Genomic DNA, 14,856 nt, shown 5'->3' on the forward strand with positions numbered 1-14,856 from the left:
CTGCACGTGTTGCATGCAGTCGCAACGGTTTCAGGAATTCAGAAGACCCGAAAGGAGAAAGGCCATGATGCCCGTTCGCCGCGATCTACGCTTTAATCTTCCGCAAGAGCGCGCCTGCGACTGGCACGCGCAAGGTTCGCATGTCACCCACTTTTTCAACGCGCTTTCGCTGCTGTTTCCGGCCGGCGAGCGCTTTTTCATGGACAGCGTGCGCAACTATCGCGACCGGATCGACGACCCGGTGCTGAAAAAGCAGGTGCTCGGCTTTATCGGCCAGGAAGCCATGCATACGCGCGAGCACGTGGAGTACAACGATCTGTTGCAGCAGGCGGGCCTGCCCGCGCACAAGCTCGACAAACGCCTGTGGGCGATTCTGAATTTCGGCCGCAAGGCGCTGCCGCATTCGTATCAGTTGGCGGTGACCGTGTGCCTCGAGCACTATACGGCGATGCTTGCGGGTTTGCTTCTCGAGGACGCCACGCGCATCGGCGGGTCCGTCGAAGGTTACGCGCAAATGTGGACCTGGCATGCGCTGGAAGAGACCGAGCACAAGTCGGTCTCTTACGACGTGTGGAATACGGTGCTCAAACCTGGCCTTGGGCGCTACCTGTTGCGTACCGGCGTGATGCTTGCCACCACCGTCACGTTCTGGCTGATCGTGTTCGACTACCACGTGCGTCTGATAATCGCGGACCGCAAGCGCGGCGGTCATTTACGCGGCATGTGGCGCGTGGTCAAGTATCTTTATGGACCGCGTCATGGCGTGTTTCCGCGCATCGCCGGCGAGTGGTTGAGCTTTTTCAGACCTGGCTTTCACCCGTGGGACCACGACAATCGCGCGCAACTGGCACGCATAGACGGCCTCGTGGCGGCGGTCGACGCGGCGAACGCGGCCTCGCCCGCCGTGCGTCGGGCCGGCCGCCGCGGCGTGCAGGCGGCTGTGTGATACGCGAGACCGTATGGGTCGATGCGGGCGACGTGCAGCTCGCGGTCTACCTCAGCGGACCGCGTGACGGGCCGCCCATCGTGCTGGTACACGGCTATCCCGACTCGGCCACCGTATGGGAACCCATACGCGCGCAACTGGACAGGCGTTTTCGCGTGATCGCGTACGACGTGCGCGGCGCCGGTGTTTCGGACGCTCCCGCCACGCGCAACGGCTACCGTCTCCAACAGTTGGCGGCCGACCTCGCGGCCGTTGCGGACGCAACTTGCGGCAGCCAGCCTTTTCATCTGGTCGGTCACGACTGGGGCTCGATTCAATGCTGGGAAGCAGCTACGGAGCCGCGATTCAAAGGCCGGATTGCGTCGTACACATCCATTTCCGGACCGTGCCTCGATCATGCGTCGTTGCGCAAGAGCGGCCCCGCTGCCGTTGGCGACGAACAAGGGTTACCGGATCAACCAACTCGCGTTGCCTGGCGGCAAATACTCAGGTCCTGGTACATTGTCTTTTTCCACCTTCCCTGGCTACCGGAACTCGTGTGGCGCCTTGGCGGCGCACGCCTGTGGCCGCTGTGGCTGCGCATGAGCGAGCGAGTCGGCGCACCGCGTGACCCTGAGCAACTGCGCAACGCGATCAACGGTCTCGAGCTTTATCGCGCGAATATCATCGACAAACTGCTGCGTCCACGCGCACGGCACGCGCATACGCCGGTGCAATTTATCGTGCCGCTGCGAGACCGTTATGTCGGCCCCGAATTGTCGCTCGGTCAGCAAAGGTGGCTCGGGGCTTATGAGCGCATCGAACTAGACGCAGGTCATTGGGCCGTGCTTAGCGTGCCCGATGTACTCGCAGCGCACATCGAACGCTTTGCGCTCCGGCACCATCACCAATTGCACGACGCAGACGTATCCCCGCTCGATGCTCAACAATGCTCAACGCTCGCGCGGCAGGCGGGTAAATAAGGTTGGATAGTCGATCACGAGACCGTCTTCGTCCACCTTCATATTCGCGGTGAAATCGCGAAAAATGCCCTCATAGCGATATTCGCGGTTCGGCACCACACACGAATACGCCTGTTCAACGCGCGTGACCTGTAGATCGGGCGTCGAAATATAGGCCACCTGCAAAGGCCTGCGCTCTCCTTGCTGCAGTTGCAACCGGCGAATCGGCAGCGTATTGGTGAACGGCGTGGCAGCGATATCAATGTCGATGCATCCTTCAATCGCGCTCAACAGCAGGCCGTGTCCATCGCGCCAATGGCCCTCGCCGTCGCCGTGCAACTCCAACTCACCGGCGCCGACAATCTTCAGCCACGCATAGCGCGTACGCCATTGCGTGTCGCAGCGCACTGCGTAATGCAGCCCGTACGACTTGCCGTAGCGCTGCCCGACCACAACGCTTTCGACGTGAAAACCGTCTTCGCGCGTGTCGAACGCCAGATGCTCGACGCCTTCGCCTTCCTGCGATGCCCACCGTAGTTCACGCATTGATTCTCCTCCTCATGATGAAATACGCGGCACGCGCCGCACTCGCATCGTAGCGCGAAGCCCGGCTGCGCGCCGCTGCATCGCGAGGCCGCGCGATAGGTGGATCAACCGGCGCAGCCGTCGCAAATAGCGACTATCAACGTGCTCGCATGCACGCAAGCGCGGCGCTGCCCTATGCTCGCGTTTTCGTACCGGCCGGCCGCGGCCACGATTGCGCTTATAACGCTGACCGCCCTGGAACACCCGCCAATTCATAGCCATGCACGCCGCCGCCACCGAAGCACACTCCGCCGCCTTGCGCACATTGGTGCGCAGCCTCGGACAGATCGTGCTGCAGGCAAACGCGTTCACGGGTGCTTGTGTTCTGGCCGGCTGGCTGGTCTGCGATCCGCGTCTTGCGTGCGCGGCGCTGCTTGGCGCTGTGTCGGCCAATGTAAGCGCAGTGCTCGCCGGTTATTCCGACGACGAACTGCACGCGGGCCTGCATGGGTTTAACGGCGCATTGGCGGGACTCGCCGCCGTCAGCCTGAGCGCCGACGACACAACCGCCGCCGCCATCGCGATTCTTGCCGCAACCGCGACAGCCTGGCTTGTCGAACCCTGGTCGCGATGGCTGCGCTCACATGGCTTGGGCTCCTTTTCGAGCCCCTGCCTGATCGTCACCTGGCTATGGCTGCCGATGTCGGCAAGCGCGCCGCCATCGGCGACAATCGCAGCGGCGCCCACGCTCGAAGCCACGGGGCTGGGCAGCGCGCTGCTCGCGGGCCTTGCGCAAACCGGCTTCGCCTCCAGTGCATGGGCCGGCGCGCTGGTGCTGCTGGGCATCGCGGCAACGTCCCCTCGCCATGCGCTGTATGCGCTGACCGGCGCCGCACTCGCGAGTGTCGAACAGTTGTTGCTGGGCGCCCCGGCAACCTCGTTCAACGCGGGCCTGCTAGGATTCAACGGTGCGCTCGCCGCGCTGGCGCTGACCGAATGCGGCGTCGCGTGGATGCTTGGCGGCGTGACGCTGGCGGCAATCTTGCAGGCAGAGACCACCTGCGCCGGCGTGCCCGCGCTGAGTGCCCCGTTCGTCGCCGCAACGTGGGCCGTGCAATGGCTCAAGCAGCGCACTGGCCGGTGAGGCTCCGCTTAATCGAGGAGGAGAAGGACAGCATGTCGTTCATTCATCAACCCAAAGGCCGAGTCGCGCAAGCCGGGCCGTGCGCGGAGGCCGAACGGCAGACGCGCATAGACCTCGCCGCCGCGTACCGCCTCGTCGCCCTCCATGGCTGGGACGATCTCATCTACACGCATATCTCCGCGAGCGTGCCCAATGAGCCGGGCCACTTTCTGATCAATCCGTTTGGCCTTGCGTTCGACGAAGTTTGCGCGTCGAATCTCGTGAAGATCGACATCGACGGCAACCTCGTCGGCGCGAGCGAGCATGCGGTGAACGTGACCGGCTTCGCGATTCACGCGGCAGTACATGCAGCCCGCCCGGATGCTTTCTGTGTGATGCATCTGCACAGTTCGGCGGGAGTGGCCGTGTCCGCGCAACCTGCGGGCTTACTGCCCGTATCGCAGCACGCGCTGCGCTTTTATCGCCACCTCGCCTACCACGATTATGAAGGTCTCGCCTTCACGCCCGCCGAGAGTGCCCGCCTCGTCGAGCATCTCGGCCACAGCCCCGCCATGCTGCTGCGCAATCACGGCACGCTGACGGTTGGTCGCACGGTCGCCGAAGCCTACGTGCTGATGGACACATTGTTGAAGGCATGCGAGATCCAGTTGCAGGCGCAGGCATGCGGCGCACCGCTTGTCGTACCGGACGACGCAGTCGCCACACGCACCGCAGAGCAGCTCTACGATGGCGGCGCAATTGAAGGAACACTTGAATGGCCCGCGCTGCTGCGCAAGCTGGATCGGCTCGACCCCGGCTATCGGAACTGACGGTCAAGCAGTCCGCCGCGGCGCGCGCCGCCCGACATTTTTCAACGGAGCAACAACCCATGCCCACGTTTCATATCGAACTGTTTGAAGGCCGCTCGGTGGAGCAGAAACGCCAATTCGTCGAAGCAATCACGAAAGCAACCTGCGAGTCGCTGGGTGTCGAACCGAATTCGGTGGACATCATCCTCACCGAAGTGAAGCGCGAGAATTGGGCAACGGGAGGACGCTTGTGGTCCGACAGCGCGAAATGAGTCGGGAAAAGACCCGCATAATGATCCGGGAAAGGATTCGCAAAAGGTTCGCGAAGCCTCGTGGACTGAATAGAAAACCAGATTAGACGCTGCGCGCGTGGCGCGCGCAGCGTCGGATGTGGCCCAAAAACGGATTATCGAAATGCGTTACTGTGGCGGCATAACAACATGCCGCCACCAAGGCCGACCCATCAGAAGCGGTGGATGATGCCCACGCCTGCAGCAAACTGGCTACGCGACGAGGACGGTGCGCTGTTCTGACCGTCGCCGATATCGGCCGTTGCGTTGATGATGCTGATGCCGTTGTTGCCGATCGTCTGGCCGCTCGCACGCTGATACGCTTCCAGCGCGTACAGGCCGGTGCGCTTGGAGAGGCTGTAGTACTGCGACAGATTGAACTGATGATAACGAGCTGCGCTCGAAATGCCGTTCGACTCCGTCGCACGCGTGTAGCTATAGCCGGCGGCCAGATCCAGCGCGCTGATCGGCTTGAAGTGCACCACTGCGCCCGCCGTGTTGAAGATCGCTTCGTGACGGAACGCCGAACCTACGCCCGGAATGTATTGCACGTTCGAGTACGAGAACGACACGTCCAGTTGCGAGCTGAACGCATAGCCGCCCGTGACCGCGACGCGCTGCTGCGCTTGCGCCGTGCGGTAGCCGTTGTTGATGCCGGAAACGGCCGGTTCCGCGCCGTTGTTCGATGCGGTCGAATCCGTACCCCAGGCGCCGCCGCCCAGCGTCGAGTTGTTGATGCGCTGGAAGCCTGCGGCAATACCGAACGGACCGTTCAGGTACTGCACTGCCGCGCTCCAGGTCGAACCGGCGTTGAGCCGGCCGGCCACACCGCCGAGCGCATACGAACCGCTCACCGTCAGGCCGTGCATGTTCGGCGACGTGTACACCAGCGAGTTGTTGACGCGATACAACGTGTCCAGCGAGTCGATATCGCCCGGGTGCGCGCCGTAAGCACCGGTCAGCCACGTGGTCGGGCTGTACGGCGAGAGCAGCGTGTAGTACGAGGTGTACTGGCGCCCAGCCGTCAACGTACCGTACGTGGAGTTCGTCACGCCGACCCATGCCTGGCGATTGAACGCGAGACCGCTTACGCCCTGAGCGCCGGTTGCGCTGTTAAAGCCCTGCTCCAACTGGAAAATGGCCTTCGTACCGCCGCCGAGATCTTCGCCGCCTTTCAGGCCGAAGCGGCTGCCCGCCCAGATGCCGTTGTTCATCTTGACTACCGAGCGGCCACCCGAATTCGAACCGAGTGCGGCCGAGCTGCTTTGGTAGCCGATACCCGTATCGACGATACCGTACAGCGTGACGTTGCTCTGAGCATGCGCGCTCAGGGCGACGAGACCGAGAGCCGAGGTTGCAAGTGCCTTTTTCATTGAAACTCCTCTTAAGAAATTGTTCTTGATTACCGGCTTTGTTTGAACTGCGCCGCCGGTGAATCGCGGGGATCGAGGTCAGAAGACCGGGTGCCCGTTAATCAGGCTCGGCAACCACGTGGAAAACATTGGGACGTACGTCACAATGTTGATGGCGCTGAAGATAGCGAGGTAATACGGCCATGCCACCTTGGTAGTTTCCCCAATCGACACATTGCCGATCGCACAGCCGATGAACTGCACCGAACCAATCGGCGGATGCACGAGACCCAATGCGCAGTTCAGCAGGATCATGATGCCGAACTGAACCGGGCCCACGCCGCTATGCATGGCCATCGGCAGGAACAACGGCGTGGTGATCAGAATGTGCGCCGCCATGTCGACGAAGGTGCCGAGGAAGATCTGGATCAGGTTGATGTACAGCAGCATCAGCCAGGGGATGCTGGTCGCGCCGTCAAGCATGTGCTCGATCGCGTCCGGAATCTCCAGATAAGCCATCTGGAAGCGCAGCATGTTCGACACGCCAATCAGCAGCAGCACCACACCCGTGGTTTTAGCGGCTTTCGAGAGCGCGAAGGAAAGCTTCTTCAGCGTCATCGTGCGGTACACGACGACCGTCAGCACCAGCGAATAAGCCACTGCAATAGCGGCGGCTTCCGTCGCCGTAGCAACACCCTTTGCCACGCACACCAGGATGATCGCAATCACCATCAGGCCCGGCAATGCGCCAAGGAAGGTGCGCGCGACCGCCAGCCAGCCCGGAAAGCGCTGCAGGCCTGTCGAACCGTCAGGACGGCGCGGATAGCCGTAACGCACCGCTTGCCAGTAGGCGGCAATCAGCACGAAGCCCATTACCCACAACACCGGCAACAGGCCCGAGAACAGCAGGTCGCCAATCGACACCCCGCTCATCGGCACGCCGTTCAGCGTGCCGGTAATGCCCTGCGCCGCAAATGCGTAGATGATCATGTTCGTCGACGTGGGCATCAACGCGCCCGCCAGCGACGAGTGCGTGGTCACGTTGACCGCGTAAGCGGCGCTGTAGCCTTCGCGCTTCATCAACGGAATGACGACGCCGCCCATCGCCGACGTATCCGCGGTGGGCGAGCCGGACACGCCGCCGAAGAGCGTGCACGCGACCACATTGGCCATGCCGAGCCCGCCGCGGAAATGACCGACCGTGGCTTGCGCGAAACGCAGGATGCGGTCGGCAATACCGCCGTGAAGCATCAGTTCGCCGGAGAAAATGAAGAACGGCACCGCAAGGAACGAGAACGCGTTCATTCCCGAGACCATCGACTGCATCGCCGTCGCGGCGGGCAGCCCTTCGTACAGGTACGTCAGCACGCACGAGAGGCCCAGCGCGAACGAAACAGGAACGCCGAGCACCAGAAAAACGAGGAAACTGATAGAAAGGAGGGCAAGTTCCATGATCGTTCTATTTGTGTTTCTTGGCGAAAAGCGCCAGCAGATTCTCGATTGAGAACAATGCGATGCAGACGCTCGCAATGACCGGGATGGCGTAACGCAGTGCCTCGGGCAAGCCGAGAATCGGAATCCGGTCATGCAGGGTGGTCTCGGCCATCTGCAGTGAACCGAAGAAAATGGCGACGGCCAACGCGATCAGGCACAGATGCTGGAAAGTGTGGGCGACCACTTGCCCCTTTTCAGGCAGGCTCTTGACGAGCGAATCCAGCCCGATATGGCCGCCCTCGCGCACCTTGAGCGCTGCGCCGAACATCGCGATCACGATCACGAGCAAAAGCGCGATCGGTTCGACGAAATCGGGAGCGTCGCTGAATACGTAGCGCATCACGACGCCGTAGATCACCAGTATGCTGAGCACTGCGAGGCTGGCCGAAGCGACGACGGCCAGCGCGCGAAAGAGAAAATCGTTTGGGCGTTTCATGAATCTCTTGACCCCATTCTTGCCTACGACGGAGCGCTCGTATTCGTTAGTCCTGCTACTTTCCGTCACCAGTGACTGACGTGACATGAGCGCCAGATAACTGCCCGCACCGAGCGTCGGCGCGCGGCGGAAAGATCCGCGGCTTTGCCGCGAAACCCTCCTACCGCGCAAGACGCCCTGCGAGCGTTACTTACTTGATTGCCTGGATCTCGTCGACGAGCTGCTTCATTTGCGGGGTCTTTTCGTATTTCGCCCACACCGGCTGCATTACCTTGACGAATGCCGCGCGGTCGATCTGCGACGCTGCGACGATCTGCGCGCCGCCCTTCGTCACGGTCTTGCTGGCGTCGTTCTCGCGCGCGGTCCACAGTTTCTGGTAGTAAGGCACGGAGTCCGCCGCAGCTTTCTTGATGATCTCCTGCTCCTGCGGCGAGAGCGTGTCCCAGATCTTCTTGGAGAAGACGAGCACTTCCGGCGTCATCGAATGCTGGGTCTGCGAATAAACCGGTGCAACCTCGAAGTGCTTGGTTTCTTCGTACGACGGCAGATTGTTTTCGGCTGCGTCGACGAGGCCGGTCTTCAGGCCCGTATACACTTCGGCGAACGGCATCGGCGTGGGGGTGCCGCCCATTGCCTTGATTTCGTCGACCATCAGGTCCGACGGCTGCACGCGCACCTTGAGGCCCTTCATGTCGGCCGGCGTGCGGATCGGCTTCTTGGTATAGATGGAGCGCGCGCCGCTTTCATAGAATGTCAGCGCAATCATGCCCTTCGCCTTGAACGCGTCGAGAATCTTCTGGCCTTCCGGGCCGTACATGACCTTGCGGAAATGATCGATGTCGCGAAACAGGAATGGCAGCGACGGGATCATCGATTCAGGCACGATCTCGTTGAATGCCGCGCCGTTTGCGCGTGCCATGTCGAGTGCGCCAATGCGAACCTGGTCGATCGTATCGTTCTCCGAACCAAGTGCGCTGTTGCCGAACACCTTCACCGAGTCCTTGCCGCCGGTTGCCTTATTGATCTGCTCGCCCATGTACTTGACGGCCATATTGGTCGGGTACGTGTCGCCGTGCACATCGGACACGCGGAACACGCGCGCTTGCGCCGACATGGCGCCGAAAGCCAGCATGGAAGCGGCGACAAGCAGCGAAACACGGGAAGAGGCAAACTTCTTGTTCATCGTGACATTCCTTAAAAATAGACATCTAATCGATGCGAGGGCCGCTGGCTGAGAGCCGCTGGCAACAGACGCTTACCGATAGCCGGTCACAACTGCCCGTAGCCCGTGATCAACTGTCCTCACGGGCAACCGGTTCCGGACGTGCGTCACCCACTGCCGCCAGTGAACAGCTGAGTCAGAACAACCGGTTTCGGACGGCCGCGGACAACCCGTTCAGAAGGCCGGTTGCGGACGGCCGGTTGCGGACGACCGGTTGCGGCCGGCCGATACCGGATGTGCCATGGTTTGCTGCGTCTCCCGGCGCGGCGCTCGCGGTCTCCTGCGGTTGGCGAACGCTTGCCGTGCTGTCCGTGCAACATCCCCGGCACAAAGATCAGCACTCCTGTCAGTCAACTCGACTTCTTTTACTTCTACTGCGTCGGCACACTTTCAGCGCGCATTGCTGCATACGCCAGAAGCGGTCGCTCAACCGCGCGATGCGTTGCAATCTCGAAAAGCAAAGAAAGCAATCTGTTTGCGCTCATACGTTGTACGACGACATACGAAGTCTATAAAAGGCAATCAGCGTTGTACAGACGGTATTTACCCGAGGAAAGATGGGGCGGCAGGATTGACCTGCCAAGGACACGAGCGCCGTAGAGCGAGGGTGGATCGGCTATGTCACAGAATAGTGAAGCCAGTGAGTCAGGCGCCGAAGCACCAGTGACAAAGCCCGACGACGTAGCATAGACGCCACATTGTTGTACGACGAGTGATAATTCAATAGCGGAAAAAACGCCGGTCGCACTCGCATGCGCCGGCGCTTTGAAACAAGACGTGCAATGCGACTACAGTTCGCCCGCGAACTCGGGCTCCGGCAGGCCTTTGACACCCGGACGTACCGCGAAGAGATGCCCGTCGTGTTCGCTTGCACCCGCAGCGGGGCGGATCGACGTAACGAACAGCGTGTCGAGGTTCGGACCGCCGAACGCACACATGGCCGGTTTGATCGCGGGCACCGCGATCTGCCTGTCGAGCTTGCCTTGCGGCGTGAAGCGAAGCAGCGCGCCGGCGTCGTTCGCACAGATCCAGTAGCAGCCGTCGGCGTCCACTGCGGCCCCGTCAGGCCGGCCGACATAGTGGTTAAGGTCGGCGAACACGCGCCGGTTACGCGGCTCGCCTGTGTCGACGTCGTAGTCGAACGCCCAGATCTGCCTGCGCAGCGGATGCGAGTCGGACAGGTACATGGTCGCGCCATCCGGCGACCAGCCGAGGCCGTTCTGCGTGATGAGTCCTTCGACCACCGGCGCCGACAGCACGCCGCGCGCGTCGAACCTGTAAAGCGCACCGGCCGGGTTAGCGGCCGCCATGTCCTGCACCATCGTGCCGGCCCAGAAGCGGCCTTGCCGGTCGCAGCGGCCGTCGTTGAAACGCATGTCCGGAAACGGAAACGCGGGCGCCGCGAGCTTGCGCGCCGCCACGCGAACGGGCTCGCCCACGGGCACCGCTTGCGCCGCCTGCCCCGCTTGCCCCGCCTGCACCGCTGAACCGTCGGAAGCTTCGTTCAGCGTCACGGCGAAAAGGCCGCTTTCGCAGCCGGCCAGCACCGTGCCGTGTCGATCGAACGCGATACAGGCGACCTTCTCCGGCAACAGCCATTCGGAGCGCTCGCCGCTCGCAAGCCGTAAGCGCACGATTTTTTGCGCCGGAATATCCACCCAGTAAAGCGCCTGCTCCGCCACGCGCCACACCGGACTTTCGCCGACGCCCGCCGGCGCCTGTCCCGCCGCCTCCACCCGTTCGACGCGCGGGTTCACTGCGGCGCTCAACGCTTTGGCTCCATCGGCCCGGCCAGCACGAACGGGCCGCCCTGAAAGCGCTGGGTCGGATCGTCGAGATCCGTAGTGGGCGCGCTCACCGGAAACAGATGCTCGAACTGTGCCGAACTGTCCTGGGGACGAAAACCGAGAAACGCCGCTTTGGTGTTGTCGACCCACTTGGTGCGGTTATCCGATACGCCGTACACGATCGCGTGGCCGACCCGATTGGTGAACAGCGAACAGCGCACGAGTTCGATGAAGTCGCGATAGCTCAGATACGTGACCAGCATGCGCGGGTTCTTCGGCTGCTCGAACGACGAGCCGATGCGCAGGCACACCGTTTCGAGCCCGAAACGGTCGAAGTAATAGCGCGACAGCGATTCGCCGAAGCACTTGGTCACCCCGTAAAGGCTGTCGGGGCGCAAAGGTGCGTCCGTGTCGAGCACTTCCGTGACCGGATGAAAACCTACCGCGTGGTTCGAGCTTGCATACACGATGCGCTTCACGCCCTGCTTCTGCGCGGCCGAATACAGGTTGTACAGACCGCGAATGTTCGCTTCGAGCAGGTCCGCGAAAGGCGCTTCGACGGAAATGCCGCCGAGGTGAATCACCGCGTCCACGCCCTCGAGCAGCGCCAGAACCGCGGCTTCGTCCGCGAGGTCCACGACCGAGGCTTCTTCATGCGCGGCTATTTCGCCGAGCGGCGCGATGTCGGTCACGCGCACGACGTCGGCCCACGCAGCGAGCGCGCCGCGCAACTGCGTGCCGAGATTGCCGGCCGCGCCGGTGAGCAACAGTCGCCGGAAGGGTTTTTGCGTGGGGGTACGGTCGAGATTCGAGTCAGTCATGTCTTTTTGTTGATGGATTACCAGCTGTCAATGAGACGAACGACGCCAGGGCGGCATTGAAGCGCTGAAGTCACCACGCGAAACGAGCCGCGCAATGGCGGCTCGCCCGATGCGACGCTCAGGTCACCGGCGCCGGATTGAAAAGCGCCAGTGCATTATGCAGCTTGAGCTTCTCCGCGCAGGTCTTCTTGCGCCCGCTCGCGACGTCGAGCATGAAATGGAACAGTTCCCAGCCCACTTCTTCGATGCTCGCCTTGCCGGTCGCGATGGTGCCGGCGTTGATGTCCATCAGGTCGTGCCAGCGGCGCGCCAGATCAGAGCGCGTCGCCACCTTGATGACAGGCACTTCCGCGAGGCTGTACGGCGTACCGCGACCGGTCGTGAACACGTGCAGGTTGATACCGGCGGCAAGCTGCAGCGTGCCGCAGATGAAATCGCTCGCCGGCGTGGCCGCGTAAATCAAGCCCTTCTGCCGCACTTTCTCGCCCGGCGACAGCACCCCAGAGATTGGCGAGTTGCCGGACTTGATGATCGAGCCCATCGCCTTTTCAACAATGTTGGACAAGCCGCCCTTCTTGTTGCCCGGCGTGGTGTTCGCACTGCGGTCCGCGCCGCCGCGCTTCAGATAATCGTCGTACCACTGCATTTCGCGGATGATTGCGTGCGCAACGTCCGCATTTGCCGCCCGCGCGGTCAACTGGTCGACGCCGTCGCGCACCTCGGTGACCTCGGAGAACATGACCGTAGCGCCCGCGCGCACCAGCAGATCGGTCGCAAAGCCGACAGCCGGATTTGCAGTGAGACCGGAGAACGCGTCGCTGCCGCCGCATTGCACGCCGACCACGAGATCCGCTGCGGAACACGTCTCGCGGCGCCGGTTGTTCAACCGCTTCAGGTGGCCTTCGGCTGTCTTCATGATCGACTCGATCATCGACTGAAAGCCGACGTGCGCCTCGTCCTGCAACACGACCACGTCGCCGTTCTCGTCGGCGCCCAGATCGCCGATGTCGGCGATCTCACTCGGGTTCTGCGCCGCTGCAATGGGAATCGTGCCCGGCGGCATCAGACGCTCCGGCTGCAGCTTTTCGCAACCGAGGCTCACCATCATCACCTCGCCGCCGAAGTTCGGATTCAGCGCAATGTTGCGCACGGTGCGGATGGGCACCATCGCGTCGGGTGCGTCGATTGCCACGCCGCAGCCGTAGGTGTGGCCGAGGCTCACCACGTCGTCGACATTCGGATACTTCGGCAGCAATTCGGACTTGATGCGCGCGACCGCGTGCTGAACCACGTCGGCAACGCATTGCACGGTCGTGGTGATCGCCAGAATGTTACGCGAGCCGACCGAGCCGTCCGCGTTGCGATAGCCTTCAAAGGTGTAGCCCTCGAGCGGCGGCATGTCGGGCGCCTTGATGGTGGCAATGGGCAGGTCCTCGAGCCCCGGCGGACTCGGCATGCGTATCACGTGCTCGTTGATCCAGCTTCCCTTGGGCAGCGCCTTCAGCGCATAGCCGATCACCACGTTATAGCGGATGACCTCGTCGCCCTCGACGAGGTCGGCCAGCGCCACCTTATGCCCTTGCGGCACGCGTTCGCGCAGCACCAGACCGTCGGAAAAAACCGCGCCCTCGCCCAGACCGCCGTCGTTCACGACGATCGCGACATTGTCATTGGGGTGAACGCGAATGTAGAGCGGTGAAAGTTCCATTGCATCGATCCTTATGGCGTTTAACGCCTACGCGCGCCTAGTACGCGCGCTTTGCGCCAGCTATTCATACGTCATCCTACAACAGGCAACTGAGCGCAGATGTTCCGTATTTACCCTAAGCACAGCATTATGCCGCGAAATCACCGTTGAGTTGGGCGAATTGTTGTTGTACGATGACGTATAAGAAATCTTCATTTCTATCGAACAACCCATACCGACGCCGGGATACATCATGACGACACCGCAGGAACTCAAGCAGATCGTTTCGCAAGGCCTCCTCTCCTTCCCCGTTACGGACTTCGACGAAAAAGGCGACTTCCGCGCCGACACATACGCCGAGCGCCTCGAATGGCTCGCTCCGTATGGCGCGTCGGCACTGTTCGTTGCAGGCGGCACCGGCGAGTTTTTCTCGCTCACGCACAACGACTATTCGAACGTGGTGCGCACCGCGACCGAAGTCTGCAAGGGCAAGGTGCCGATTCTGGCCGGCGCGGGCGGCCCGACGCGCGTAGCGATCGAATACGCGAAAGAAGCCGAGCGCCACGGCGCGAACGGCATTCTGCTGATGCCGCACTATCTGACTGAAGCCTGCCAGGAAGGCATCGCGGCGCACGCCGAAGAAGTCTGCAAGGCCGTGCCGAACATGGGCGTGATCATCTACAACCGCGCCAATTCGAAGCTTAACGCCGACATGCTCGAAGGGCTCGCCGAGCGTTGCCCGAACCTCATCGGCTTCAAGGACGGCGTGGGCGAGATCGAAAACATGGTGACGATTCGCCGCCGCCTCGGCGACCGCTTCTCGTACCTCGGTGGTCTGCCGACCGCGGAAGTGTATGCCGCAGCCTACAAGGCGCTCGGCGTGCCGGTGTACTCGTCGGCGGTGTTCAACTTCATTCCGAAGACCGCGATGGAGTTCTACCGCGCTATCGCGGCGGACGACCACGCAACCGTCGGCAAGCTGATCGACGAGTTCTTCCTGCCGTACCTGAAGATCCGCAACCGCCGCGCCGGCTACGCGGTGAGCATCGTCAAGGCGGGCGCGAGGCTGGTCGGCCACAGCGCCGGCCCGGTCCGCGCCCCGCTCACGGACCTGACCGAAGAAGAAACGGCGCAGCTCGACGCGCTCATCAAGACGCTCGGCCCGCAGTAACGGGCAACCACGGGCAACCACGGGCAACCACGGGCAACCACGGGCAGCAACGCGCAGTAGCGGATCGCGTCGCGGCCGACGCTCCGACGCTTCGACGCTCCGACGCCTCGGCGGCCACGCGCACAACCGCCGCCCATGAAAACCGCTTAGACGGCAACGCAAGCAACGCCCGGGGACGGCAGCGTCGCCGGGCGTTTTCGCACCTGCGATAGCGGCCGCCACGCACGTGGCCGAAAGCCCGCTCCCTTGCAT

14 protein-coding genes are annotated in these 14,856 nt (G+C 62.4%); 6 read left to right on the forward strand and 8 right to left on the reverse strand.

The annotated features are described in order from the left end of the window. The first annotated feature begins 64 nt into the window (after positions 1 to 64). Positions 65 to 946: a metal-dependent hydrolase gene (locus JNB89_RS13610; protein WP_220362499.1), complete on the forward strand. Its 882-nt coding sequence runs from the start codon at positions 65 to 67 to the stop codon at positions 944 to 946. Continuing rightward, entirely contained in the window at positions 943 to 1,908 is a 966-nt protein-coding gene (locus JNB89_RS13615; protein ID WP_220362500.1) for an alpha/beta fold hydrolase, read from the forward strand. The genes JNB89_RS13610 and JNB89_RS13615 overlap by 4 nt, the downstream gene beginning before the upstream one ends. On the opposite strand, the gene JNB89_RS13620 is transcribed toward JNB89_RS13615, so the two are convergent. After that, on the reverse strand, positions 1,879 to 2,433 hold the full coding sequence (locus JNB89_RS13620) for a putative glycolipid-binding domain-containing protein (RefSeq protein ID WP_220362501.1): 555 nt from the start codon (positions 2,431 to 2,433) through the stop codon (positions 1,879 to 1,881). The two genes, JNB89_RS13615 and JNB89_RS13620, sit on opposite strands and share 30 nt — an antisense overlap. A 259-nt stretch (positions 2,434 to 2,692) precedes the next feature. Here JNB89_RS13620 and JNB89_RS13625 point away from each other — a divergent pair, with 259 nt between their 5' ends. Genes JNB89_RS13625 through JNB89_RS13635 form a run of 3 tightly spaced genes read left to right on the forward strand, consistent with a single transcriptional unit; the run spans position 2,693 to position 4,616 of the window. Then, positions 2,693 to 3,556 (forward strand): urea transporter, encoded by an 864-nt coding sequence (locus JNB89_RS13625; protein WP_220362502.1) that lies wholly within the window; start codon positions 2,693 to 2,695, stop codon positions 3,554 to 3,556. A 32-nt stretch (positions 3,557 to 3,588) separates the two neighbouring features. Beyond that, positions 3,589 to 4,365 carry a class II aldolase/adducin family protein gene (locus JNB89_RS13630; RefSeq protein WP_220362503.1) on the forward strand — a complete coding sequence of 259 codons (777 nt, stop codon included), beginning with the start codon at positions 3,589 to 3,591 and terminating at the stop codon, positions 4,363 to 4,365. A gap of 59 nt (positions 4,366 to 4,424) precedes the next feature. Beyond that, positions 4,425 to 4,616 carry a 4-oxalocrotonate tautomerase gene (locus JNB89_RS13635; RefSeq protein ID WP_220362504.1) on the forward strand — a complete coding sequence of 64 codons (192 nt, stop codon included), beginning with the start codon at positions 4,425 to 4,427 and terminating at the stop codon, positions 4,614 to 4,616. Between the two features lie 191 nt (positions 4,617 to 4,807). Here the strand turns inward: JNB89_RS13635 and JNB89_RS13640 are convergent, their stop codons facing one another. From JNB89_RS13640 to garD, 7 genes are all read right to left on the reverse strand, one after another. After that, a complete protein-coding gene (locus tag JNB89_RS13640; protein WP_220362505.1) occupies positions 4,808 to 6,007 on the reverse strand; it encodes a porin in 1,200 nt (399 codons plus the stop codon). A 78-nt stretch (positions 6,008 to 6,085) separates the two neighbouring features. Beyond that, positions 6,086 to 7,438, reverse strand: a complete 1,353-nt coding sequence (locus tag JNB89_RS13645; protein WP_013343136.1) for a TRAP transporter large permease — start codon at positions 7,436 to 7,438, stop codon at positions 6,086 to 6,088. Positions 7,439 to 7,445: 7 nt separating this feature from the next. Next, on the reverse strand, positions 7,446 to 7,916 hold the full coding sequence (locus JNB89_RS13650; protein WP_041729360.1) for a TRAP transporter small permease: 471 nt from the start codon (positions 7,914 to 7,916) through the stop codon (positions 7,446 to 7,448). 190 nt (positions 7,917 to 8,106) lie between these two features. Continuing rightward, the gene (locus JNB89_RS13655) at positions 8,107 to 9,099 is read right to left on the reverse strand and encodes a TRAP transporter substrate-binding protein (RefSeq protein ID WP_220362506.1); all 993 of its coding nucleotides are present in this window, start codon (positions 9,097 to 9,099) and stop codon (positions 8,107 to 8,109) included. Between the two features lie 827 nt (positions 9,100 to 9,926). Next, positions 9,927 to 10,907, reverse strand: coding sequence for an SMP-30/gluconolactonase/LRE family protein (locus JNB89_RS13660; RefSeq protein ID WP_220362507.1), 981 nt, complete (start codon positions 10,905 to 10,907; stop codon positions 9,927 to 9,929). Next, on the reverse strand, positions 10,904 to 11,746 hold the full coding sequence (locus tag JNB89_RS13665) for an NAD-dependent epimerase/dehydratase family protein (RefSeq protein ID WP_220362508.1): 843 nt from the start codon (positions 11,744 to 11,746) through the stop codon (positions 10,904 to 10,906). Before JNB89_RS13665 ends, JNB89_RS13660 begins: the two co-directional genes overlap by 4 nt. A gap of 118 nt (positions 11,747 to 11,864) precedes the next feature. After that, positions 11,865 to 13,454 (reverse strand): galactarate dehydratase, encoded by a 1,590-nt coding sequence (garD, locus tag JNB89_RS13670; protein WP_220362509.1) that lies wholly within the window; start codon positions 13,452 to 13,454, stop codon positions 11,865 to 11,867. 232 nt (positions 13,455 to 13,686) lie between these two features. On the opposite strand from garD, the gene kdgD reads away from it, so the two are divergent. Then, positions 13,687 to 14,604 (forward strand): 5-dehydro-4-deoxyglucarate dehydratase, encoded by a 918-nt coding sequence (kdgD, locus tag JNB89_RS13675; protein WP_013343130.1) that lies wholly within the window; start codon positions 13,687 to 13,689, stop codon positions 14,602 to 14,604. Positions 14,605 to 14,856 lie beyond the last annotated feature (252 nt).

The sequence above is a fragment of the Paraburkholderia phenoliruptrix genome, assembly GCF_019511605.1.
GTDB classification, from domain to species: domain Bacteria; phylum Pseudomonadota; class Gammaproteobacteria; order Burkholderiales; family Burkholderiaceae; genus Paraburkholderia; species Paraburkholderia phenoliruptrix_A.

Coding starts and splice junctions, on each gene's coding strand:
- JNB89_RS13610 (WP_220362499.1), top strand. CDS start 65: ATGATGCCCGTTCGCCGCGATCTACGCTTTAATCTTCCGCAAGAGCGC.
- JNB89_RS13620 (WP_220362501.1), bottom strand. CDS start 2,433: ATGCGTGAACTACGGTGGGCATCGCAGGAAGGCGAAGGCGTCGAGCAT.
- JNB89_RS13625 (WP_220362502.1), top strand. CDS start 2,693: ATGCACGCCGCCGCCACCGAAGCACACTCCGCCGCCTTGCGCACATTG.
- JNB89_RS13630 (WP_220362503.1), top strand. CDS start 3,589: ATGTCGTTCATTCATCAACCCAAAGGCCGAGTCGCGCAAGCCGGGCCG.
- JNB89_RS13635 (WP_220362504.1), top strand. CDS start 4,425: ATGCCCACGTTTCATATCGAACTGTTTGAAGGCCGCTCGGTGGAGCAG.
- JNB89_RS13640 (WP_220362505.1), bottom strand. CDS start 6,007: ATGAAAAAGGCACTTGCAACCTCGGCTCTCGGTCTCGTCGCCCTGAGC.
- JNB89_RS13645 (WP_013343136.1), bottom strand. CDS start 7,438: ATGGAACTTGCCCTCCTTTCTATCAGTTTCCTCGTTTTTCTGGTGCTC.
- JNB89_RS13650 (WP_041729360.1), bottom strand. CDS start 7,916: ATGAAACGCCCAAACGATTTTCTCTTTCGCGCGCTGGCCGTCGTCGCT.
- JNB89_RS13655 (WP_220362506.1), bottom strand. CDS start 9,099: ATGAACAAGAAGTTTGCCTCTTCCCGTGTTTCGCTGCTTGTCGCCGCT.
- JNB89_RS13665 (WP_220362508.1), bottom strand. CDS start 11,746: ATGACTGACTCGAATCTCGACCGTACCCCCACGCAAAAACCCTTCCGG.
- garD (WP_220362509.1), bottom strand. CDS start 13,454: ATGGAACTTTCACCGCTCTACATTCGCGTTCACCCCAATGACAATGTC.
- kdgD (WP_013343130.1), top strand. CDS start 13,687: ATGACGACACCGCAGGAACTCAAGCAGATCGTTTCGCAAGGCCTCCTC.